Annotated in this window: 19 protein-coding genes; 13 read left to right on the plus strand and 6 right to left on the minus strand. The window is 67.3% G+C overall.

Going from position 1 to position 21,443, the window contains the following annotated elements; all coding sequences use genetic code 11:
* Nucleotides 1-46 precede the first annotated feature (46 nt).
* Nucleotides 47-592, plus strand: coding sequence for a TetR/AcrR family transcriptional regulator (locus DXT68_RS00915; protein ID WP_244918552.1), 546 nt, complete (start codon nucleotides 47-49; stop codon nucleotides 590-592).
* Between the two features lie 214 nt (nucleotides 593-806).
* Here the strand turns inward: DXT68_RS00915 and DXT68_RS00920 are convergent, their stop codons facing one another.
* From DXT68_RS00920 to DXT68_RS00935, 4 genes are all read right to left on the minus strand, one after another.
* Nucleotides 807-3,896, minus strand: coding sequence for an HD domain-containing protein (locus tag DXT68_RS00920; RefSeq protein ID WP_045252547.1), 3,090 nt, complete (start codon nucleotides 3,894-3,896; stop codon nucleotides 807-809).
* Between the two features lie 125 nt (nucleotides 3,897-4,021).
* A complete protein-coding gene (locus tag DXT68_RS00925; RefSeq protein WP_045252546.1) occupies nucleotides 4,022-4,228 on the minus strand; it encodes a hypothetical protein in 207 nt (68 codons plus the stop codon).
* Nucleotides 4,225-6,558 (minus strand): phosphoribosylformylglycinamidine synthase subunit PurL, encoded by a 2,334-nt coding sequence (gene purL / locus DXT68_RS00930; protein WP_045252545.1) that lies wholly within the window; start codon nucleotides 6,556-6,558, stop codon nucleotides 4,225-4,227. Before purL ends, DXT68_RS00925 begins: the two co-directional genes overlap by 4 nt.
* A gap of 232 nt (nucleotides 6,559-6,790) precedes the next feature.
* Nucleotides 6,791-8,350: a serine/threonine-protein kinase gene (locus DXT68_RS00935; RefSeq protein WP_052677565.1), complete on the minus strand. Its 1,560-nt coding sequence runs from the start codon at nucleotides 8,348-8,350 to the stop codon at nucleotides 6,791-6,793.
* Nucleotides 8,351-8,554: 204 nt separating this feature from the next.
* On the opposite strand from DXT68_RS00935, the gene DXT68_RS00940 reads away from it, so the two are divergent.
* Both DXT68_RS00940 and DXT68_RS00945 read left to right on the plus strand, forming a co-directional pair.
* On the plus strand, nucleotides 8,555-8,782 hold the full coding sequence (locus DXT68_RS00940) for a DUF2188 domain-containing protein (protein ID WP_045252544.1): 228 nt from the start codon (nucleotides 8,555-8,557) through the stop codon (nucleotides 8,780-8,782).
* 215 nt (nucleotides 8,783-8,997) lie between these two features.
* The gene (locus tag DXT68_RS00945; protein ID WP_052677564.1) at nucleotides 8,998-10,194 is read left to right on the plus strand and encodes a MalY/PatB family protein; all 1,197 of its coding nucleotides are present in this window, start codon (nucleotides 8,998-9,000) and stop codon (nucleotides 10,192-10,194) included.
* A gap of 670 nt (nucleotides 10,195-10,864) precedes the next feature.
* Here DXT68_RS00945 and DXT68_RS00950 read toward each other — a convergent pair.
* A complete protein-coding gene (locus DXT68_RS00950) occupies nucleotides 10,865-12,043 on the minus strand; it encodes a MalY/PatB family protein (RefSeq protein WP_045252472.1) in 1,179 nt (392 codons plus the stop codon).
* Between the two features lie 156 nt (nucleotides 12,044-12,199).
* Between DXT68_RS00950 and gnd the strand changes: the two genes are divergently transcribed.
* The 4 genes from gnd to DXT68_RS00970 all read left to right on the plus strand — a co-directional run bounded on the left by gnd (nucleotide 12,200) and on the right by DXT68_RS00970 (nucleotide 15,756).
* Nucleotides 12,200-13,255, plus strand: coding sequence for a phosphogluconate dehydrogenase (NAD(+)-dependent, decarboxylating) (gnd, locus tag DXT68_RS00955; protein ID WP_045252471.1), 1,056 nt, complete (start codon nucleotides 12,200-12,202; stop codon nucleotides 13,253-13,255).
* A 159-nt stretch (nucleotides 13,256-13,414) separates the two neighbouring features.
* Entirely contained in the window at nucleotides 13,415-13,747 is a 333-nt protein-coding gene (locus tag DXT68_RS00960) for a hypothetical protein (protein ID WP_045252793.1), read from the plus strand.
* Nucleotides 13,748-13,837: 90 nt separating this feature from the next.
* Nucleotides 13,838-14,401 carry a TetR/AcrR family transcriptional regulator gene (locus DXT68_RS00965; protein ID WP_045252792.1) on the plus strand — a complete coding sequence of 188 codons (564 nt, stop codon included), beginning with the start codon at nucleotides 13,838-13,840 and terminating at the stop codon, nucleotides 14,399-14,401.
* Complete coding sequence (locus tag DXT68_RS00970; RefSeq protein WP_045252791.1) at nucleotides 14,398-15,756, plus strand: MFS transporter; 1,359 nt, start codon at nucleotides 14,398-14,400, stop codon at nucleotides 15,754-15,756. The genes DXT68_RS00965 and DXT68_RS00970 overlap by 4 nt, the downstream gene beginning before the upstream one ends.
* A 163-nt stretch (nucleotides 15,757-15,919) precedes the next feature.
* On the opposite strand, the gene DXT68_RS00975 is transcribed toward DXT68_RS00970, so the two are convergent.
* Nucleotides 15,920-16,870, minus strand: a complete 951-nt coding sequence (locus tag DXT68_RS00975) for a G5 domain-containing protein (protein WP_082068789.1) — start codon at nucleotides 16,868-16,870, stop codon at nucleotides 15,920-15,922.
* A gap of 175 nt (nucleotides 16,871-17,045) precedes the next feature.
* On the opposite strand from DXT68_RS00975, the gene DXT68_RS00980 reads away from it, so the two are divergent.
* From DXT68_RS00980 to DXT68_RS01005, 6 genes are all read left to right on the plus strand, one after another.
* Nucleotides 17,046-17,252, plus strand: coding sequence for a hypothetical protein (locus DXT68_RS00980; RefSeq protein ID WP_045252790.1), 207 nt, complete (start codon nucleotides 17,046-17,048; stop codon nucleotides 17,250-17,252).
* A 96-nt stretch (nucleotides 17,253-17,348) separates the two neighbouring features.
* A complete protein-coding gene (locus tag DXT68_RS00985) occupies nucleotides 17,349-17,906 on the plus strand; it encodes a dihydrofolate reductase family protein (protein WP_045252804.1) in 558 nt (185 codons plus the stop codon).
* A gap of 138 nt (nucleotides 17,907-18,044) precedes the next feature.
* The gene (locus DXT68_RS00990) at nucleotides 18,045-18,680 is read left to right on the plus strand and encodes a DUF3887 domain-containing protein (protein WP_052677592.1); all 636 of its coding nucleotides are present in this window, start codon (nucleotides 18,045-18,047) and stop codon (nucleotides 18,678-18,680) included.
* Nucleotides 18,680-19,660 carry a CPBP family intramembrane glutamic endopeptidase gene (locus DXT68_RS00995; protein WP_052677591.1) on the plus strand — a complete coding sequence of 327 codons (981 nt, stop codon included), beginning with the start codon at nucleotides 18,680-18,682 and terminating at the stop codon, nucleotides 19,658-19,660. The genes DXT68_RS00990 and DXT68_RS00995 overlap by 1 nt, the downstream gene beginning before the upstream one ends.
* Nucleotides 19,657-20,625, plus strand: a complete 969-nt coding sequence (locus DXT68_RS01000; RefSeq protein WP_045252789.1) for a hypothetical protein — start codon at nucleotides 19,657-19,659, stop codon at nucleotides 20,623-20,625. Before DXT68_RS00995 ends, DXT68_RS01000 begins: the two co-directional genes overlap by 4 nt.
* 139 nt (nucleotides 20,626-20,764) lie before the next feature.
* Nucleotides 20,765-21,430, plus strand: coding sequence for a sporulation delaying protein family toxin (locus tag DXT68_RS01005; RefSeq protein ID WP_149421798.1), 666 nt, complete (start codon nucleotides 20,765-20,767; stop codon nucleotides 21,428-21,430).
* Nucleotides 21,431-21,443 lie beyond the last annotated feature (13 nt).

The raw sequence follows: 21,443 nt of genomic DNA on the forward strand, positions 1-21,443 counted from the left end.
CTGTGGTTATCCTGAACTTGTGGTGAACGATCATCGGAGCGGGCCCGTGCGCAGCACAGCGGCACGCGAGGCCATCCTCGACGCCACGGCCCGGCTGTTCCACAATCAGGGCTACGACCGACTCACGATCGAGGGGATCGCGAAGGAGGCCGGCGTCGGCAAGCAGACCATCTACCGGTGGTGGCCGTCGCGCGGCGCGCTGATCGGCGAGTGCCTCGCCGAGGGTCGGCTGATCCCCGTCGACTTCGACGTCCCCGACACGGGAGACCTCGTCGCCGACGTCGAGACCTGGCTGCGCAGCGTGCTGTCGATCCTCGAGGCGCCGGAGGGCGGGGTGCTGCTGCGATCGCTCGTCGCCGCGGCGACCGAGGACGCCGGTGTCGGAGCGCACCTCGGAGAGAGCCTCGGCGTCGAGAAGTACCTGAGCGAGCGCATCCGCGGCGGCATCCGCGATGGCCAGCTCGCCGCCGACGCCCCCGTCGAGCAGCTCGGACGAGCCATCCTCGGCGCGATCATCGTCGAATCGCTGGGGCGCGAACGCCACGACCCGGAGTCGATCGTGCAGCTGACCCGGTTCCTTTTCTCCCGCTAGGCCGTCGCCAAACACTGTGCCAACATGTCACGGATTGATGGTTGCTCACTATAGGTGAACCCCGATGCGGGGAATGCGGCCGGAGACGGTCAAGCGAAAGTCGTTCAATACCCACGCCGTTCGAAACTCGGAAACCAAGTAATCGCATTACCCCCCCCGCAATTGGGAAGCGAAACCAGCCCGGTTGAGTCCTGCGATGCCTGAAGGTCGATTGCTATGACTCGTCACCTCGGCGCTGCCAGGCGGTATTTGTCGACCAGACACTCACCGATTGGGCATCGGCCGCGAGCTCGACAAGCTCGTCTCTGCACTCAATCGACCGTTGGTCTTCGTCGGAGAGCCAGCTGATCAGCCGCTCGAAGTAGTCCTGGTCGTCCAGGGAGCTAAAATCGCTACGAGATGGTTGCACGCCTTGAGCGATCATGTAGAGGGCAGCTTCACCCTTGGCGCGAGGGAGCGGTAGCTCCTCTTGAAGCTTGAGCCGAGCCTTCGAGAACCGGGAAGTCGGACCGAACATGCGGTATCTCCCGATGAAAAGAGCCTCGGCGTCGTCGGGGATCTCTTCGAAGGTAACAGTCTCGTCCACGCAATAGACGTTCTCGAAACTCTCTCTGCGTCCCAATCGTGACCGATCTACGACATGGAGCAAAGCGTTTGCGGCGGATACAAATGCATGGTCGTAGTTTTCGCGGATCCAGCGGTCTTTTGCAGTCCCAAAAGACACTAAAAGGCTTCGTCCATGCTCGAGTGATTTTACAGAACGGACCTCGAACTCGTTCCAAAGTAGTTCCTTGTAGGCGAAGAGCGATTCGCGTCCGCCAAGAAGCGGAAGTTGCGCGGCATCGGTCTCTGTAAGAAGGCCTCCTTCTTGCAGGATCGCCATCATTCCCTTCGGTCGCGGAAGCCAATCCATGAAACGAGCGGCGTCATCGGCGGCGGGACCTATAAGAACGCTGAAACCTGTTTCCCCAAGAGCGCTTGATGTGCGTCGTTCGAGCACAGAATCTACTTCGACGGGGTGCACTGCAAACTTGGCCAACACGCGATTCATAATGAGAGGCTTCGTGAGCGCCGATCCTCGATCGCTAGCGACGGAGTAAGCGAAAAGAAATTGGGCCTCTTTCAACGCCAAGCGCATCGACGCTCGTCGAGTGATTTCTGGAATCTGGTCTTCGATGGAAAGCAACACGACGGAGTAGATGCTCTCAATAAGTGTGTCTAGGCCCTGACCGGCTTCGAGATCCGTGCGAGCAACGTTCGTGGTTGGTGCTGACAATCCACTAACGTCGACTAGTATCGCGGGCGAGTTGGACCACCCGGGGAGGTCGCTGGTTACGCGGATACCTTGAACGCAAACCCCAGCAAGTGGTATCGAAGCTTCCGTTCCGTCGCCGGATGTCGAGGCAGTGCGGCTCAACCGCATGTCTGCATCACCGATGCGCAACAACTCCCATTCCTTGTACACGTTGCTCCAGGTCTCAGCGACGGCCGCAACCGCACCACCGACAGTCTTCTCGGTGACTCTCCAGTCCTGCGAGGTGCCGACAGTCAACTCCAGTAGGCCTTCAAGGGCTTGCTTAGGGCTATCCCAACCGATCGCGACCGGAACCTCCCCTGCGACAGAGCACTCGACCGCGCACCTCGGCAGAATTATCCACCTTCGAAGTAGATCGATAATTGAGCCGTCGAAGAGAGAGCTCGGCCGGAGGCTGAGTTCGATCTCGGTGCCGCGGTCGCCGATGCGCTTCGCGACATCGCTTCGGTCGTCAAGGTCACGCATCAGGTAGCGACCGTGAACCGACTTGAGTACCAGTTCGCGTCCCGCAACTTCGTCACCGGAGAGGGTTGCGACCTTGACTTCATCAGCAATCATGAACGCGGAGAGCACGCCGATGCCGAACCTGGAGATAGATGCGAACTGCGGATGGAGTTCCTTGAAAGCCTCCGATTGATAGCTCGACGAGCCCACCTTCAGAAAATGCTCCTTAAGGACCTGCTCGGTCATTCCAGTGCCACGATCTCTGACTCTCAGAATGCGAGTGTCCGGTTCATACTCGATCATGACATCGGGAACGCTTTGGTCACTCGTGCCGTCCACGCTACGTTGCAGTCGGACAGCGTCGATAGAATTCTGCACGAGCTCACGAATCGCGACGCTCGCGTCGTTATATAAGGTGTGACCAGTCAGGAGATCGAGGACCTTCTGCTGATCGAAGGTGAACTTGAACTGATTCCTATTGAAGCCGATTGTCTCGATCTGTTCTCGCTCTATAAGCTGCCAGGGAAACATGTAGTGACTTGACCGGGGATCGTGAGCGTGAGCGGCAGAAACCCAGCGGCCGGAAAGCTTCAGCTGTTCATCGCAGTAGTCCAGATACTCCATGAGAGAGAAGTACCCGTCGGGCTCATCGAAGCTGGCATGAATCTCAATCCTTGCGGGTCCTGCGGTGTCTGCGTAACGCGGTCTCACTGCCCTAACGGCCGCTTGCTTGCGCCATTCTCGCTGTCCCAGAGGATCCGTGGGACTCGCAAGTCTGAACTGAACCGTAGGCGTCCGGTCTCGAGTGACATGTACAAGATCCGCGGTCCGAAGAATTATCGCTGCGTACTGCAGATTGGCTTCATCGGATCGCTCGTTGCCATATGCTCGGCTGATTTTATATTTCTTGATGTCGTCCAGGTCGTCAAGATGGTGGCTGCGCGCTACGAGCGCAATATCGTTCTTGACGACTCCGTCGAGGGTCGAGAAGACATCGTTGACCAGTGCAACCGCCTCCGTTGCAATCCCAAATCGCTCATGATTCTTCCCGGTGATCCAGGATTCAATTCGTTCGGCGTGGTGAACTCTTACGAACTCTTCATAAATAAAATGCTCTTGGTCCGTCTCGTCGAGCGCGTTAAGGCGGTGACGAAAGTCCACTCCTCGCGAACTCTCATCACCGAGGATTCCGTCTCTGAAGATCGGGAAGGTGCTTTCCGATCTTCTGCGATACTCGTCCTTCGTTACCAGCATGCCTAAATCGTGAACGTAGACAGCTAGGGTGATCACAAGCGCATCGGCTACCGTGAGCTCGGCCCACGTCTCAGTCGGGATGATCCAGTCGATCGACTCCAGCAGGGCGTCGATGTGAGAAATGTCGTGCTGGGTGTATGTAGAGAACTCTGCCGTACGCCCAATATTGGCAAGTAGGGTCGTGAGTGTCTTGCGGGCTGCGGCTAGGTTGAACCCGCCGAGCGCGGCCCTTTTGCTTGCCTCCGAGGCCAGCGCTTCAATTCGGCTCGCACCGAGAACCAGGTTGCTCACACATTCTCCAAGGATTAGTCAATTCACGTGAGTGAATCCTACCGGAAAGTGTCATTTGCTGGCGATTCGCAGTCTCAACCGCAGGTGCCGCCTTCTTGGGCGTCAGGTACGAAACACACCCGAACTCAGACGATCAGCAGGCTCAGCACGGTCGCGCCGCCACCGCCGAGGATGAGCGCGACGATCACCGTCCATGCGACGACGCGGATGCGGCGATTCCGACGCTCGCCCAGATCGCCGTAGTCCTCGCTCAGCTCGGCAGGGCCGCTCGCATCGGGCCGCGCCCGGTCGGGGCGACCTGACGGGTCGGGCCGCCGGCTGAGCTCGCTCATGCGCCGACCGGCTCGGCGACCGTCGGGCCGAAGGCGGCGGGAAGGGTGGCCTGCGAGCGCTCGCGGATCTCGGCGACGGGAACGGTGAAGACACCCTGCACCTCGAGCTTCGCGCCCTCGGTGTCGGTCACGCCGATGCGCATGACCGGGTATCCCCGGCCCTCGCACAGTCCGCGGAACTTGACGTCGTCTTCACGCGGCACGGTCACGATGACGCGGCCGGTCGACTCCGAGAACAGAGCGGATGCGGCATCCACACCACAGCTCTCGAGGATCTCGTTCAGCCACACGCGGGCTCCGACACCGAAGCGAGAGACGCCCTCGGCCAGTGCCTGCGCGAGGCCGCCCTCCGACAGGTCGTGCGCCGACGAGATCAGCCACTCGTCGCGAGCTGCCGCGAGCAGGCCGGCGAGGCGCTTCTCGCCCGCGAGGTCGACCTTGGGCGGCAGTCCGCCGAGGTGCTGGTGCACGGTCTCGGCCCACGCCGACCCCGACAGCTCGGTCGACGTGGTGCCGAGCAGGTAGATGTTCTGGCCTTCGTCCTGCCATCCCGAGGGGATGCGGCGCGAGACGTCGTCGATGATGCCGAGCACGCCGACCAGCGGGGTGGGGTGGATCGGCACGTCGCCGGTCTGGTTGTAGAACGAGACGTTGCCGCCGGTGACCGGCGTGCCGAGCTCGTAGCATCCGTCGGCCAGGCCGTCGACCGTCTGCCCGAACTGCCACATGACCTCGGGGTTCTCGGGGGATCCGAAGTTCAGGCAGTCGGTGATCGCGGTGGGCACGGCGCCGGTCACGGCGACGTTGCGGTATGCCTCGGCGAGGGCTAGCTGCGCGCCCGCGTACGGGTCGAGCTGCGAGTAGCGGCCGTTCGCGTCGGTCGAGATCGCGAAGCCCAGGCCCGACTCCTCGTCGACGCGGATCATGCCGGCGTCGTCGGGGAACGCGAGGGCCGTGTTGCCGAGCACGTAGTAGTCGTACTGGTTGGTGATCCAGCGGGTGTCGGCGAGGTTCGGCGAGGCGACGAGGTTCAGGAACTGCTCGCGCAGCACCTCGGGGTCGTTCGAACGGGGGAGGTTCTCGGCGGCATCCGCCTGCAGGGCGTCGATCCACGTCGGGTACGCGACCGGGCGGTCGTAGACGGGGCCGTCGACCGCGACGGTCGACGGGTCGACATCGACGATCCGCTCGCCCTGCCAGTCGATGATGAGGCGGCCGTCGCCGGTGACCTCGCCGAGCACGGAGGTCTCGACCTCCCACTTGTTCACCACGGCGAGGAACGCGTCGAGCTTCTCAGGCGAGACGATCGCCATCATGCGCTCCTGCGACTCCGACATCAGGATCTCTTCGGCCGTCAGCGACGGATCGCGCAGCAGCACGTTGTCGAGCGAGACCTTCATGCCGCTGTTGCCGTTGGCCGCAAGCTCGCTGGTGGCGCACGAGATGCCGGCGGCACCGAGGTCTTGGATGGCCTCGACGAGCTCGTCGCGGTACAGCTCGAGGCAGCACTCGATGAGCACCTTCTCGGCGAACGGGTCGCCGACCTGCACGGCCGGACGCTTGGTGGGGCCGCCGTCGGCGAAAGTGTCGGAGGCCAGGATGCTGGCGCCGCCGATGCCGTCGCCACCCGTACGGGCGCCGAACAGCACGACCTTGTTGCCGACGCCGGTGGCGTTCGCGAGCTTGAGGTCTTCGTGGCGGAGCACGCCGACCGCGAGCGCGTTGACGAGCGGGTTGGCCTGGTAGACGGAGTCGAAGACCGTCTCGCCGCCGATGTTCGGCAGACCCAGGCAGTTGCCGTAGAAGCTGATGCCGCTGGTGACGCCGTGCACGACGCGGGCGGTGTCGGGGTGGTCGATCGCGCCGAAGCGCAGGGCGTCCATGACCGCGACCGGACGGGCACCCATCGAGATGATGTCGCGGACGATGCCGCCGACGCCGGTCGCCGCGCCCTGGAACGGCTCGATGAAGGAGGGGTGGTTGTGCGACTCGGCCTTGAAGGTGACGGCCCAGCCCTCGCCGACGTCGATGACGCCCGCGTTCTGTCCCATGCCCACCATGAGGCGTTCCTTCATCTCGTCGGAGACCTTCTGGCCGAAGCGGCGCAGGTAGTTCTTCGACGACTTGTAGGAGCAGTGCTCCGACCACATGACCGAGTACATGGCCAGCTCGCCGGAGGTGGGACGACGGCCGAGGATCTCGCGGATCCTCGCGTACTCGTCGTCTTTGAGGCCCAGCGCTGCGTAGGGCTGCTCCTTCTCGGGAGTAGCGGTCGCGTTCTCGACGGAGTCGGGGACGTGCTTGTGGGCAGGTGCAGGGGCGGTGGTCACGCGCACTCCTAGATGAGGGGCCGGCGGGGCATGGCCAGTCTACCGGGGGATGCCGACACCGACGGTCGGCGGGGATGCGGCGGCGAAGCGGGCCGTGAGCGTGCGGGCGGCGTCCGCGGGCTGAGCCGGATGCCGTTCACGATTCAGCATGTAATGCGGCGGAACGGCTCGAGACTGGGGTGTCGAGGGGGATCGAGCACATCCTTGCTGAATTGTGAACGCGTGACCCGGGTCAGTTCTTGCCGGAGTCGCCGTTCGACTTGTCGGCCTTGTCCGGTTTGCCGCCCTTATCGCCCTTGACGCCCTTGTCGCCCTTGTCGGTCTTGTCGTTCTTGCCGGAGTTGCCGGAGTTTCCGGGGTTGCCTTCGTTCCCGGGGTTTCCCGAGTCGGCGGGCGTTCCCGCGTCGGTGACCGTCTCGACCGGTGTGCTCTGCGGCTCGGCCTCGGCGGGTGTCGATGCCGTGCGGATGACGGCCGTCGACGCCACGCGCCCGATGTCGGATGTCGGCGCGGTGAACGCCGCGAGCCCGACGACGAGCGCCCCGGCCGCGGCGACACCGGCAGCGCCGGCGATCACGCGGGTGCGGGTGCGGATGCCGGTGCCGGTGCGGGTGCCGCGCCGCGTGTGGGTGCGAACGGGAGCGTCCGCGCTGTCCGTCGCGGGGAACACGGCCGTGGCACCGGTCCGAGTCGCGCCGATCGCTCCCGTCTCCCGCGCCGAGCCCACCGCATCCGGCTCATGGGCCGTATCTGCCGCAACTCGCTCGCCGGCTGCGCCGACTGCGTCTGCTGCGCCGACAGCGGCTGCCCCGATCTTGCCGACTGCGCCGATCTCGCCGGCTCCGCCGACTGCGTCTGTCGCACTGACCTCACCCCGCGCGGGGACCGGCCCGGCGGCCGCGACGATCGACGCGGAACCTGCGGCGACGGCGGTCTCGCTTGTGTCGCCGGCGGATCCCCGCACCAGTGCCCGCGTCACGCGAGCGACCTCGGCAGCGTCCGGGCGCTCCTGCGGATCGAGCCCCGTCATCCGCGTGATCAGGTCGCGCCAGCCGTCCGGAACCGTCGCCGGGATGATCGGCGGGTGCGCGAGACGGGCGATGGCCGCGGCGCGCCCCGATGCGAGCGAGGGGTATCCGGCCTCGCCGGTGAGGGCTTCGAGTGCGACCAGGCCGAGCGAGAACACGTCGACCGGGGTGCCGGGCTCCTGATCGCGGAGCTGCTCCGGGGCCATGTAGGTGAGCGTGCCGAGCACGATTCCGGGCGTGGTGAGCCGGGTGTCGTCGATGGCGCATGCGATGCCGAAGTCGGCGAGCTTCGCGACCACCGGCCGACCCTCACGGTCGGGGGCGAGCAGCACGTTCGACGGCTTGACGTCGCGGTGGACGATCCCTGCCGCGTGCACGGCGGTCAGCCCCGTGGCGAGGTCGCGGGTGATCCGTGCGACGTCGGCGGGCGGCATCGGACCTTCGGCCATGCGGTCGGCGAGCGTCGGCCCCTTCACGAACTCCATGACCAGGTACTGCGGCCGATTCGGGGTGAGCTGCGCGTCGTACAGCGTGACGAGCGAGGGGTGGCTCAGCGAGGCGAGCAGCGTCTTCTCGGTGTGCGCGCGCTCGATCGAGGCGACCGGACCCTCGCCTTCGTGGATCATCTTGATCGCCACGGTGCGGCCGAGGTGGGTGTCCTCGGCGCGGTAGACGGTCGCCATCCCGCCCTGTCCCACACGGTCGTGCAGAATGTAGCGTCCATCGAGCAGTGCCGCCGTCGGCGACATCACTTCCAGCGTCATCACGTGCTCCTTGCAGGTGCATCCGGGTCATGCACCGTGACACGGTATCCACGACGACCGGCGGACGTCACAGGGGTTGACGCGGACGCCGATCGATGAATGCCGTCGCCGGAGCGGCAGACGGAGAGCGTGCCCGAACGTGTCAAGGGCCTCGGCCCCGGTCGCACTCTGACGTAGAAAAGACGGAGATCGAAAGGTAGGGGCATGGCCGCAGGCGACATCGAGACTTTCCAGCGTGACGGGATCTGGTTCAACCGGATCGAGGGCGAATCCCGCACGTTGGGTTCCAGCTTCGAGACCGAGGAGGAGGCCGTCCGGGTCGGTCGGGGCGCCGCCGCCGCGCGTCAGGTGCGGCATGCCGTGCGTTCGGAGGAGGGGCCCTCGAACACCCGCACCCTGTACGACTGGCATCCGCGCGATCTCATGAACTGAGCGGGAGCGACGGGGCGGCGAGGGCCGCGCAGCACGCGCGGAACCGTGTCATGGGCCGACATCGGACTGGCCGCGAGCCCGCAGGCATCCGTACCCTGGAGACTCCGCCGTGAAGGAGTTCCGTGTCCGAGAGTCGCCGCACCGTCATGAAGACTCGTCGACCGCAGCGCGCGTGTGCGCCGCGATGTCGAGTCGAGGGCTGAACGCCGAGCACCATGAGCGACTCCGTGACCACCGACCCGCATCCGTTCGACGGCCGCACGAGGTTCGATCTCGATCGACCTGAGAGCCGTAAGTGGAGTCTGCATCCCGGCCACATCGGCGCGTGGGTCGCGGAGATGGATTTCGGCGTCGCGCCCGCGATCGCGGAGTCGCTGCACCGGGCGATCGACGAGGAGAACCTCGGGTATCTCTCGCCGCCGCTGGCCGCCAGGCTCGGCGAGGCGACGGCGGGATGGATGCACGACGAGTACGGCTGGAACATCGACCCCGACCGCGTGCATCCGGTCTCCGACGTCATGGCGGCACTGCGCGTCGCCGTCGAGGAGTATGCGCCTGCCGGATCCGCGGTGATCGTGCCGACTCCGGCATATATGCCGTTTCTGACATATCTGCCGTCGATCGGGCATCCGGTGATCGAAGTGCCCGGGATCCAGACGGTCGACGCGCAGGGACGGGTGCGCTGGCACCATGATCTGCAGCGCATCGACGAGGCTTTCGCGGCCGGCGCCCGCACGCTCGTGCTCTGCAATCCGCACAATCCCACCGGGACCGTGGTCGAGCGCACCGAGCTCGAGTCGCTCGCCGAGATCGTCGAGCGGCACGGTGGCCGCGTGTTCGCCGACGAGATCCATGCGCCGCTGCGCTTCGACGGACGCCCCTTCATCCCCTATGCCTCGCTGTCGGACTCGACGGCGGCGCACACGATCACCGGAACGAGCGCATCGAAGGCCTGGAACCTCCCCGGGCTCAAGACCGCGCAGCTGATCACCTCGAACGACGCCGACCAGCAGCTGTACACGAGGTTCGGGTTCTCGGTGCAGCACGGCGCCGCGACGCTCGGAGTGGTGGCCTCGACTGCTGCCTACCGCGAGGGCAGGCTGTGGCTCGACGGGGTGCTCGAGTATCTCTCGCAGTCGCGTCGTGAGCTCGGGTCGCTCGTCGCCGAGCAGCTGCCCGGGGCGGTGTACCGCGAACCGGAGGCGACCTACATCGGCTGGATCGACACACGCGCGCTCGAGATCGACGGCTCGCCCGCCGCGTTCTTCCGCGACCAGGCGGGCGTCGTGCTGACCGACGGCCGCCTGCTCGGTCGGGGATACGAGGACCACGTCCGCGTGGTGTTCGCCACCCCTCGGCCGATCCTTCGCGAGGCCATCGCCGCGATGGGGGATGCGGTGCGCGACCGCTGAACCGGCTGGTGCGGCGGGGCGGGCGGGCGCCGCGGGCGGGCGCGGCGCGGTGGTCGGGCGGGCGGGCGCGGTGCGGGGTCGATTTCGCATCCGGGAGCGCTGTTTCGGGTGCGGAACTGACCCCGTCCGAATCGGTGGGCGGGCGCGGTGCGGCGGTGGGGTGGGCGGGGCGCGGTGCAGGGTCGATTTCGCATCCGGGAGGCCTGTTTCGGGTGCGGAACTGGCCCCGCTCGAAGCCAGCGGCCGGGCGGGTGCGGTGCGGGGTCGATTTCGCATCGGGGAGCGCTGATTCCGGTGCAGAACTGACCCCGCTCAAATCGGCGCGCGGGCGGAAAGGGCGGGCAGGCGCGGTGCGGGGTCGATTTCGCATCCCAGAAGGTCGGTTCCGGTGCGGAACTGACCCCGCCCGAATCGATGGGCGCGCGCGGTGCGGCGGGCGGGCGCGACGCGGTGCGGGGTCGCGGCGGGCGTGGCGCGGTGCGGGGTCGATTTCGCATCGGGGAGGCCTGATTCCGGTGCAGAACTGACCCCGCCCGAATCGGTGCGCGGGCGCGGTGCGGCGGGCAGGCGAGCGGGCGCGGTGCGGGGTCGATTTCGCAGCCGGGACGCCTGTTTCGGGTGCGGAACTGGCCCCGCCCGAATCTGGCGCGGCGCTGGCGCGGCGCGGCGGCTAGGCGGAGACCGAGGCCCGCCCGGCCAGCGCCGCGGCGATGCGCTCGACGGCCTCGACCAGCAGGGGCCGGGGCAGCGCGAACACGAACCGCGTGTAGCCGATGGCCGCCTCGCCGCAGGCGGCTCCGTCGGTCATCGCGACGCCCGCATGCTCCCGGAACCATTCGGCGAGGTCGCCGGTCAGCCCGGTCTCGCGGAAGTCCAGCAGGGCGATGTAGCTGCCCTCGGGCACGATCATCCGCACGCCGGGGAGCTTCTCGTCGACGAGCTGCGCCAGCATCCGCCGGTTGCCGTCGAGGTAATCCACGACCTCGTCGAGCCACGGGGCGCCTGCTGTATACGCCGCGATGTTCGCCACCACGCCGAGCGTCGAGGTGCCGTGCCCGGGCCAGAATCCGAGGCGCTCCCAGAGCTCGGCGTCGGCGTCGTTCGAGATGATCACCTGGGCGCACTTGAGGCCGGCGAGGTTCCACGCCTTCGAGGCAGATGTCGCGGTGAAGGTGTGGGCGGCCGCGGCATCCGACACCGAGGCGTAGGGGATGTGCTGCGCCGGGGCGTAGACGATGGGGGCGTGGATCTCGTCGGCGAACACGCGTCCGCCGGCCGCCGACACCGTCTCGGCGATGGCGAGCAGCTCGTCGCGGGTCGCGACAGTGCCGAGGGGGTTGTGCGGGTTGCAGAGCACCAGCATCTCGCCGCCGTCGCGGAACGCCTGGGCGACGGCATCCAGGTCCATGACCCAGCGTCCGTCGACCTCGATGCTCGGCACCTCGATCACCCGGCGATCGTGCATGGGCGGCACGAAGAGGAACGGCATGTAGGCGGGCGTCGGCACGATGACGGCCGACCCCGGAGAGGTGAAGTTCTCGATCGCCAGCTCGAACGCGGCGATCACGTCGGGCACGTGGTGCACCCGGTCGGCGGGGATCTCCCACCCGTACGAGTCGGCGTACCAGCGTGCGGTCGCGGCGGAGAGATCCTGCGCGAGCGTCGCGGGGAGGTAGCCGGTGACGCCCAGGTCGAGAGCATCCTTCACCGCGGTGGTGATGGCGGGGGCGAGTCCGAAGTCCATCTCGGCGACGAACGCGCCGATCATGTCGGGAAAGGTCGTCCACTTCAGGCTGCCCGCGCTGCGCAGGTCGTCGCGAGTGATCCGGTCGAACGCGGGGGAGGTCATGGTCCAATCCTTTCACCCGGCGGCGACACCGGGCCCGGGTCGGCGACAGGCGCGGCATCTGCCCGCGGGTCGCCGTTGAGCGTCATAGCCTCGCGTGCCAGGATTGCCCCGACCCGGCTCGCGGTACCGCGAGTCGGCGGCGACGAAGGGAACCTCATGCAGCTCGCGATGATCGGACTCGGCCGGATGGGCGCCAACATCGTGCGCCGACTCATGCGCGACGGCCACGACTGCGTGGTCTACGACGTGAATGCGGATGCCGTGCAGGCCCTCGTCGCAGAGGGAGCGACGGGCGCCGACAGCATGGCCGACCTGGCGTCGAAGCTTGAAGCCCCCAGGGCCATCTGGATGATGGTGCCCGCCTCGCTCACCGGCAAGGTCGCCGACGAGGTCGCGGCCGTGCTCGATGAGGGCGACATCCTCATCGACGGCGGCAACTCGAACTACCGCGACGACGTGCGGCGTGCGAAGACGTTCCGCGAGCGCGGCATCCACTACGTCGACGTCGGCACCAGCGGCGGGGTCTTCGGCCTCGACCGCGGATACTGCCTCATGGTCGGCGGGCCCGACGAAGCCGTGCAGCGCATCGAGCCGGTGCTGCGTACGATCGCCCCGGGTGTCGGCGAGATCGAGCGCACGCCCGGTCGCACCGGCGACCTCACCCCCGAGGAGCAGGGCTATCTGCACTGCGGTCCGTCGGGTGCGGGGCACTTCGTGAAGATGGTGCACAACGGCATTGAGTACGGCATCATGGCGTCGATCGCCGAGGGCCTCAACCTGCTGCACAACGCGGATGCCGGGGTGCGCGAGGCCGAGCACTCCGCCGAGATCGCCCCGCTCGAGGAGCCCGAGTTCTACCAGTTCCCCATCGACACGTCGAAGGTCGCCGAGCTGTGGCGCCGCGGATCCGTGATCTCGTCGTGGCTGCTCGACCTGACCGCGGCTGCGCTCGCCGAGAACCCGCAGCTCGACGGACTCGCCGGCCGGGTGTCGGACTCGGGCGAGGGGCGCTGGACCGTCAAGGCCGCCGTCGACGTGGGAGTTCCCGTGCCGGTGCTCGCCGCTTCGCTGTTCGAGCGCTTCGCGTCGCGCGGCGAAGACCACTTCGCGAACCAGGTGCTGTCGGCGATGCGTCTGCAGTTCGGCGGACACCAGGAGCTGCCCGCCGGCGACGTGCTCGAGGCCGGTGCGCGCAAGGCGGAGTCCGACTGAGGCGTCCCGCCCCCGCCCGTTGAGCGAGGCGCCCACCACCCGCCCGTTGAGCGAGGCCCGCACCCCCGCCCGTTGAGCGAGCGGAGCGAGACGAAACGCGCCCGCATCCGCATCCCTGACGCATGTCCGCACCCGCCCTGCGAGCGCTATGGTGCAGGCATGGACGGCACACCGGATGCTGCGCGCGAGCGCACCGCGCAGGCTCGCACCGAGACGCAGGACGCACCCGCCCCGCCCCCGCTGAGGCGCAGGACGGTTCGCCGGCTGTCGTGGACGCTCGCCTGGAGCATCCCTCTGATCGCCCTGATCGTCGGCATCGCGCTGACGGTCACGGGGTCGATCGAGCAGCTGGAGCCGATGGGCGAGGGCAGCTACGAGGTCACGCTGTTCGCAGTCTGGCCCGCGGGTGTCGCGTTCCTCGCTTCGGGAGTGCTGGGGCTCACAGCCGCCGCCATCGCCACGGCGTTGGTGACCACGGAACCCTCGCGCTGACGAGTGGTCTGACGCGCCGCTGGTTGTTGCCGGCCATGAGGTTGTCGACACCGGCTAAGAAGTGTACCTGCAGGTAGGTACACTTCTTTCATGAGCACACGCGATGAGTTGATCGAGGCGACCCGAGGTCTGCTGCGGGAGCGCGGCTATGGGGCGATGACTCCGCGGGAGATTCTGGACGCCGCTGGCGCGGGCAAGGGCAGCATGTACCACCACTTCCGCGGTAAGGAGGCCCTGGCGCAGGCGGCGATCGAGCGCAACGCCGAGGAGATGCGGGCCCAGATCGCGGGCGACCTGGCTTCGGAGCAGAGCGCGGTCGCGCAGGTTCGGGCATACCTCACGCGAGAGCGCGAGGTTCTCAACGGCTGCCAGTTCGGCCGCTTGGTGCAGGATGCAGATGTGATCGACGCTCCTGCACTGCGAGGCGAGGTCCAGGAGATGTTCGCCTGGATTCGCGGGCAGCTCGCCGCAGCCATCACAGCCGGGCTCGACAGGGGAGAGTTCTCCTCCAGCCTCGACCCGATTCGGACGGCGGCGGCGGTCGCGGCGACCTTGCAGGGAGCATATGTACTGGCCCGTGCCGCGCAGGACGCCTCGGTCTTCGATGATGCGGTGGAGGGCGTACTGGCGCTGCTTGACGCAGCGCGCTCGTGACCACCCTGGTGGCACCAGTGCGCACGGCGTGGTCGGCGCGCGGGTGGGCGATCTATCTGGGGTGGATCGTGATCACCCTCGATGGCAGCGCGCTGAACCTCGCACTGCCGCGGATTGCGGAGGACTTGCACGCGCAGGCAGCAGGGATCTCCTGGGTGGTCGACGCGTACACGCTGCCACTGGCCGCGCTGCTGCTGCTCGGTGGGAGTCTCGGAGACCGGCTCGGTGCAGAGAGGTTGTTCCGCGTCGGCGCGATCGGTTTCGCGGCGGCCTCGGTCGGATGTGCGCTCAGCCCGTCGATCATGTCTCTGATCGTCTGGCGTGCTGCACAGGGTGTGTTCGCCGCAATGCTTCTGCCGATGCTTCTCGCACTGGTCGGCAAGAGCTTCGGCGACCCCGCACATCGCTCGAACGCGGTGAACCTGATGACGGTCTTCGGTGGGGTGGGGATGGCCGTAGGCCCGTTCCTCGGTGGGCTGTTGACCGACACGACCGGCTGGCGAGCTGTGTTCTGGCTTACCGCGCCGATCGCCATCACCGCCGCGTTCCTGGTGGGTGCCGCAGACCACCCGCGCGCCGAGCAGGGTCACCCTCGCTTCGACCTGGCCGGACAGCTCACCGGAACCGCGGGGCTTGTCGTACTGGTCGCAGGGCTCATCGAAGCAGGCCGAGACGCGAGCCCGGCGCTCATCTGGGCGCTCATGCTGACCGGGGTGGTGCTGCTCGCAACGTTCGTGTTGATCGAGCATCACTCGCGGGCACCGATGATGCCGCTCGGCGTCTTTCGCAGCCCGGAGTTCACCGGCGCGGTCGCAGGAGGCTTCGCGTTCCAGCTCGGCGCCTACGGCCTCCAGTTCTTCCTTGCTCTGTACCTCCAAGCCGCGTGGGGCGTCTCCGCCCTGACCGGGGGTCTACTGCTGGCCTCTTTCGCGGTCGGCACCATCCTCGCCAGCGTGTTCGCAAACCCGCATCTACTCCCGCGCGGAACCCGTCAGATGATCCTCATCGGTTCTACAAGCGCCGCTGCGGGAACACTCCTGCTCCTTGGCGCGACTGCCGAACGGTGGTGGGTTCTCGTCATCGCGGAGTTCATCATCGGGGCCGGGACCGCGATCTACTCGACCGCATTGAACAAGACCGCCAGCACCTCGCTCGGCGCGGGTTCGGCGGGCCTTGCCTCGGGCATCTACAACACCTCCCGGCAGGTGGGCCAGGCCGTCGGGATCGCGATCCTCGGCGCCCTCGCTGCCCTCGCCGATGCCCGAACCGGCTTCAGCGCCGCGATCATCCTGATCACCTGCTGTGCTGTCGCGATCGCCGCCACCCAGCTGCGGACGCGGACGATCACGGTCTGATGACTGCTCCGCTGAGCGAGCGCGCCCCACCAGCCCGTTGAGCGAGCGCGCCCAGCCCCCGCCCGTTGAGCGAGCGAAGCGAGACGAAACGCGCCCCCGCCCAGCCCCCGCCCGTTGAGCGAGCGAAGCGAGACGAAACGCGCCCGCATCCGCCGCCGAAACGCTAGTCGCAGGCGATCCCGTCGCCATCGCGGTCGAGGTCGTAGATGTCGTTGCCGACGACCTGCACCGGACCCTGGACGTATGACGGTCCGTTCCCGCTGCCGCCTGCGCAGTCGACGTCGCTGTCGATCGGCACGCAGGCTCCGGCATAGTTCGGGTCGCATCCGCCGCCCTGCTGCACGAGTGGCACCGGAGCTGCGGGTGCAACGGGCGCGGGCGCCTTGCTCCCGATCGCCGTGACCTCCGCGACGGGCGCCACGGAGGTCGCTTCGCCGATGGCCTCGCGCGAGACCTCCACGCCGTCGACCAGAGTCACTCGATACGTGATGATCTTCACGCCGTTCGCGCCGGCGGTGACCAGAGTAGTCGTGCCCTGGTCGCGCTGCGGGTCGTCGACGGTCGTGGCCTCGAACGGCACGGGGACCTCTTCGCTCACCGTCTCGAACGTGGTCGGAATCGGGGTGGGCGTGGGTGTCGAGCTCGGCACCGCGGCGACGCTCTGCGGCGTGGATGACGGGGAGCTGCCGCCCGCAGTGACCGTGCCGCCGCCGTTCGGGCTCGCGTTCGCGAGGCCGCCGCCGGTGAAGAGAAGTGCGGCCAGGCCGAGGGCCAGCAGGCCGGAAGGCCGCGATCGAAGTCCGAGGGCGGGCAGAGGGCGTGAGAACAGGACGACCAGACCCACCGCGATCACGGCGGTCGCGACGAGGAGGATCGCGATCGGCGACAGCCTGGCGAGGAGCCCGCCGACGACGAGTGCGCCGACGATGATCCCCGCCGTGCGCCATCCGGTGCGACGCATGCTCGGTGCGGGAGCTGCAGGAGCTGCGAACTGTGTCGTCGCGGCGGCAGCGGGCGACGGCGCCGTCGCACCGGTCCACTTCTGGCCGTCCCACCAGCGCAGCTGATTCGGATTCTCCGGATCCGGACGCCAGGCGGCAGGAGGCTGTGACATGAGTGTTCCCCTCGACGATGAGGCGATGAATCGCCGGCGTTCCCCAGAGCGCCATTGCCTGTATATCGGTACAGCGGCGGGCCGGACAACAGTCGAATCTGAAACGTGATGAATCGCGAATCAGCCCCCGCTGCTACCATCGGTGCCTCCTGCATCGCCGCATCGGAGGTCGGAAGTGAAGCGTTCTGTCGGTTGGTTCCTCGGATCCTTCATCCCCATGGTCGTGTCTGGGGCCGCGCTGATCCTGTTGGTGCCGAGCCTCACCGATCCGGATTCGATGCTGCAACCGTGGATCCCGTCGGTGCTGGGCGCGGTCTTCGCGGCAAGCGCCTTCGTGGCCTTGAAGGTCCGCCCGGATTGGAAGCGCAGCCCTTCGACCTAGGCCCCGGGGCTGGTGGCGCGCCCGCTCAGCCACAGCAGTACTCTGATCCTCATCCCGCACCACCCGCGCACGCCCGCATCGAAGGACATCGGCGAGATGAGACCACTGCGCTATTCCATCAACGTCACGCTCGACGGGTGCGTCCATCATGAGGCGGGGGTCGCCCCCGATGAGGAGTTGATGGGCTTCTGGGTCGCTGACATGCAGCGAGCGGATGCCGTCGTCTACGGCCGAACCACGTACGAGATGATGCAGTCGGCCTGGCGCCGCCCGGCATCCGGGGTGTGGCCCGACTGGATGGACGAGTGGGAGGTGCCGTTCGCCGACGCCCTCGATCGGATGCCGAAGCACGTCGTCTCGAGCACGCTGCCCTCCGTCGACTGGAACGCCGAGCTCGTCACCGGCGATCTGGGCGGGGCCGTCCGGCGGTTGAAGGAGCAGCCGGGGCAGGGCCTGTCCGTCGGTGGCGTGACGCTGCCGTTGGCTCTCGCCGAGCTCGGCCTGATCGACGAGTACACCTTCGTCGTGCATCCGCTCGTCGCCGGTCACGGGCCGCGGCTGCTCGACGGCTTGAGTGAGCGGCTGGCCCTGCGCCTGGTCGATCGGCGGGAGTTCGCGTCGGGTGCGGTGGCGCAGATCTATCGTCCCGCGTGAGTCCCCGGTCGTCGGGAGAGGTCCGCGAGGCGGCCCGACTCGTCGCGCGGGGAGTTCCACAGGCCGTCGTAGTATGCATTCTTCCGTGCTGTAAACCAGATATTGACAGGTAATGCCACGTGAAGGCATCCTTGACGTATGACTGATTCACGGGCTTCGTTCTCCATCGCCGCTGCCGCGCTCGCTCGTGCGCAGGCGGTGGCTGGGCTCCTGCACTCGCGGGAGAGCAGAGCGACGGCGATGCGCCTGGTCGGTGCGGCTGCCGGGTTGAAGGCAGAAGCGGATCGGCTCCTGGCGACGAGTGTCGAGGACGCGCGTCGTGCGGGCGCGACATGGCAGGAAGTGGGAGACACATTGAAGATTTCTCGACAGGCCGCGTACCAGCGATTCGGGCAGGCGCTCGATCCGCGCACCGGCAAGGCTGTGGCGAAGGACGTGCCAGCTGCAGCGATCGATCGCGCCATCGCGGTCTTCGCGCAGTTGTCGGCCGGCGATCCGGCGGCGGTGGTCGCCGACTTCGACGACCAGATGACGTCGGCGATGACCTCGGAGGCGCTCGGCGACACATGGGCGAGCGTCCTGGCGGCGGTCGGGTCTCTCGAGAAGACCGGCGAGCCCGCCTCGCACCGGGTGAGCGGACTGGTCGTGATCGACGTCCCGCTGACCTTCGAGGCCGGGGAGATGATCGGCAAGGTCAGCATCCGCGATGACGGCCGGATCGCGGGTCTCTTCATCCTGAACGCGCCGGAATCGTCGGCAGGAGGGAGCGCCTGATGCGCTCGCAGGTCGGCGGGAGGAGTCTGATCCTCTTCCTCCTGGTGTCGTTCGTCGGCGCGTGGGTCATCGCGCTGCCGTTGTACTTCACCGGCGGTCTCGCGAGTCCGCTGGCGCCATTCCTGATCGTGGGAGTGATGTTCGCTCCCGCTCTCGGAGTGCTCGCGGCATGGGGTGCGCAGAAACCTCGCCCGGGGGAGCGGTGGCGTGCGCTGGGCGTGACATCGCCGCGTCCGGTGTCGCGTCCGATCTGGTTCAGTGTGCTCGGACTGTTCCTCGGGTCGGCGATCGTCATCGCGGGAGTCTTCCTGGCAGCTGCCCTCGGACTGATCGAACTCGACCTCGTCGAGTTCAGCGGATACGTGGAGTCGGTCCGTGCGCTGGGCGTCTCCGACCTCGCGATCCCCGGTGCCGTGGTGGTGCTCATGCAGCTCGCCGCAATCCCGGTCAACGCGGTGGTCAGCGCACCGTTCGCGTTCGCCGAAGAGGTCGGATGGCGAGGGTGGCTCCTCCCCCGCCTCCTCCCCCTGGGGGTGTGGCCCGCGCTCGTGCTCAGCGGCGCGATCTGGGGTCTCTGGCACGCTCCGCTCATACTCCTCGGGTACAACTTCGGCCGCCCCGATCTTCTCGGCCTCGGCATGATGGTGCTGGCGTGTGTGCTCTTCGGGATCATCCTCGGGTGGCTCCGTCTCCGATCGACATCGATCTGGCCCGCGGTCATCGCCCACTCCGCGTTCAACGCGACTGCGTCATTCGCGACTCTCGTCGCAGCGGCCGGTCAGCAGGTCGACCTTCTGGCCATCTCTCCGCTGGGATGGGTGACCTGTCTGATCATGATCGCCGTCATCGGAGTCCTCGTTCTGACAAAGCGACTGCGAAAGGAAAACTTGACAGCGCAAAACCCGCATGACAGGCTCGAAGAGCGCCAGGACCTGTCAGAGGTTCGCGACGACGCATCACGCACGGGGGGCCATACATGACGACGAACACGCAGGATCGCATCGACGCACGCACACGCTCGGGCGTCGACATGCGCGTCTGGTGGATGGTTCTTCTGCCGATCGCCGGTGCGCTGATCGGTGCCGTCGCGATCACCGCGCTCTGGGCTCCGCGCCTGCCGGCCGAGATCGCGAACCAGTGGGCCGCCGGACAGGTGACCACTGTGCGCAGCCTGATTGCGACGATCGCGATCGTCGCGGGTCCCGCGGCAGTGGGGTGGACGGTCCTCGCTGGCTACCTGGTCTTCGGCGAGACGAGGTCCGCGTGGACGCGTCGAACCACGACCGGCGCGATCAGCGCCATCACCGTCACCGTGTCGCTCGCGCTGCCGATCATTGTGGCACCGTCGTTGACCGTGGTCGATCCGTGGCTGGCGGCAGACCCCGGCATCCTGCCCTTCCTCGTCGCTGCGGGTGTCGGCCTGGCGGTGGGCATCAGCTCGGGGATCGCCGTCCGCGGTGACGTGACCCCTTCTGAGGCCGCCTCCCGGCCGACGCGACAGGAGGAGGATGCGCCCACGCGCTGGGAACGGAGATTCGTCTCTCCTGCGGCTTTGGCGCTGCTCGCATCCGGCATCGTGCTCGTCGTGCTCGCCGCGACCGGCCTGCTGTGGTGGGGCGCAGGGATCGCCGGCGGAGTGATCGGTCTCGTGGGACTCTGCGCGACGCGATGGCGGGTGACGATCGTCGGAGATGCCGTCGTGTCCACACCGGTGATGGGACCGGGCCGTATCCGCATCGATCGCGTCACGCGAGCCCACGCCGAGACCGCGCGTAGCCCTCTTGGACCGCTCGGGTGGGGAGTGCGTCTCGACGCGCCCGGCCGAGTCGCGCTCGCTCTCGGTGCCGCCAGCTCTCTGCACGTCTCGGACGACGTCGGTCGTTCCTTCGAGATCGCGATGCCCGACGCCGACCGCGCCGCCGCGATACTCAACGAGTCTCTATAGCGCTGAGGCTTCGATGACCGAAGTCTCAGCAGCCTCCTCCCGCCGCGCGGGATGACTTACGCCGCTCGTGCGGCTCTCGACCACTCGACCCCGCACGGGACAGTCGAGTGCGCCAAAAAACACAAATCGGAGGATGCTCTTGGCAATCACATTGAAGAAGCGCACGACCGCCGCGATCGGAGTGGCTGCGGCCGTCGCCCTGGGCGCGGCAGTTGTGACCCCGCCCGCCATCGCCGCTGAGATCGCACCGGCGTCGGAGGGCGTCACTGCGACCGACAGCGGACGCGACCTGTTCAGCGCCATGTACTTCGGTGTCGGCGACATGGCTGCGCAGTTCGACGCAGATCTCGGCGACCCGGCGTACTCGGCTTTCCGCGAGAGCGTCGGCGAGCTCGGGCCGGATCTCGCAAAGGTCGAGGGGGTGCTCGATGCCCTCGAGGCGAAGGATGCAGACGTCTTCGCGGACTTCCACACCGAGATGACGTCAGGTGATGTCCTCCGAGTCGAGGCGGAGTTCGTCGACGCGGCCGAGGCACTGAGCACCGTTTCAGACGAGCTGAACTTTGCGGACGAGTCAGAGGGCGCCCGCGTCGCGCCCGGTGACGTCACGCCCATGGCGGTCGTTCCGGTCTTCGTCGTCTGGGTCGCCGTCGCGGAAGCGGCCGGAGCCGTGCACGCTCTCACCCTCGCGGTGCAGATGAACCTGGCCTGGACGGAGAACGTCGCGTGGTCGGCGGCCGGCTCGACCGGACTCGAGACCGAGAAGGGCATCGTCGGACTCACCGAGACGCTCGACGCGTACTGATACACAGCAGATC

It is taken from the genome of Microbacterium foliorum, assembly GCF_003367705.1.
GTDB lineage: Bacteria > Actinomycetota > Actinomycetes > Actinomycetales > Microbacteriaceae > Microbacterium > Microbacterium foliorum.

Coding starts and splice junctions, on each gene's coding strand:
- DXT68_RS00925 (WP_045252546.1), bottom strand. CDS start 4,228: ATGAGCGAGCTCAGCCGGCGGCCCGACCCGTCAGGTCGCCCCGACCGG.
- DXT68_RS00935 (WP_052677565.1), bottom strand. CDS start 8,350: ATGACGCTGGAAGTGATGTCGCCGACGGCGGCACTGCTCGATGGACGC.
- DXT68_RS00940 (WP_045252544.1), top strand. CDS start 8,555: ATGGCCGCAGGCGACATCGAGACTTTCCAGCGTGACGGGATCTGGTTC.
- DXT68_RS00945 (WP_052677564.1), top strand. CDS start 8,998: ATGAGCGACTCCGTGACCACCGACCCGCATCCGTTCGACGGCCGCACG.
- DXT68_RS00950 (WP_045252472.1), bottom strand. CDS start 12,043: ATGACCTCCCCCGCGTTCGACCGGATCACTCGCGACGACCTGCGCAGC.
- gnd (WP_045252471.1), top strand. CDS start 12,200: ATGCAGCTCGCGATGATCGGACTCGGCCGGATGGGCGCCAACATCGTG.
- DXT68_RS00960 (WP_045252793.1), top strand. CDS start 13,415: ATGGACGGCACACCGGATGCTGCGCGCGAGCGCACCGCGCAGGCTCGC.
- DXT68_RS00965 (WP_045252792.1), top strand. CDS start 13,838: ATGAGCACACGCGATGAGTTGATCGAGGCGACCCGAGGTCTGCTGCGG.
- DXT68_RS00975 (WP_082068789.1), bottom strand. CDS start 16,870: ATGTCACAGCCTCCTGCCGCCTGGCGTCCGGATCCGGAGAATCCGAAT.
- DXT68_RS00985 (WP_045252804.1), top strand. CDS start 17,349: ATGAGACCACTGCGCTATTCCATCAACGTCACGCTCGACGGGTGCGTC.
- DXT68_RS00990 (WP_052677592.1), top strand. CDS start 18,045: ATGACTGATTCACGGGCTTCGTTCTCCATCGCCGCTGCCGCGCTCGCT.
- DXT68_RS00995 (WP_052677591.1), top strand. CDS start 18,680: ATGCGCTCGCAGGTCGGCGGGAGGAGTCTGATCCTCTTCCTCCTGGTG.
- DXT68_RS01000 (WP_045252789.1), top strand. CDS start 19,657: ATGACGACGAACACGCAGGATCGCATCGACGCACGCACACGCTCGGGC.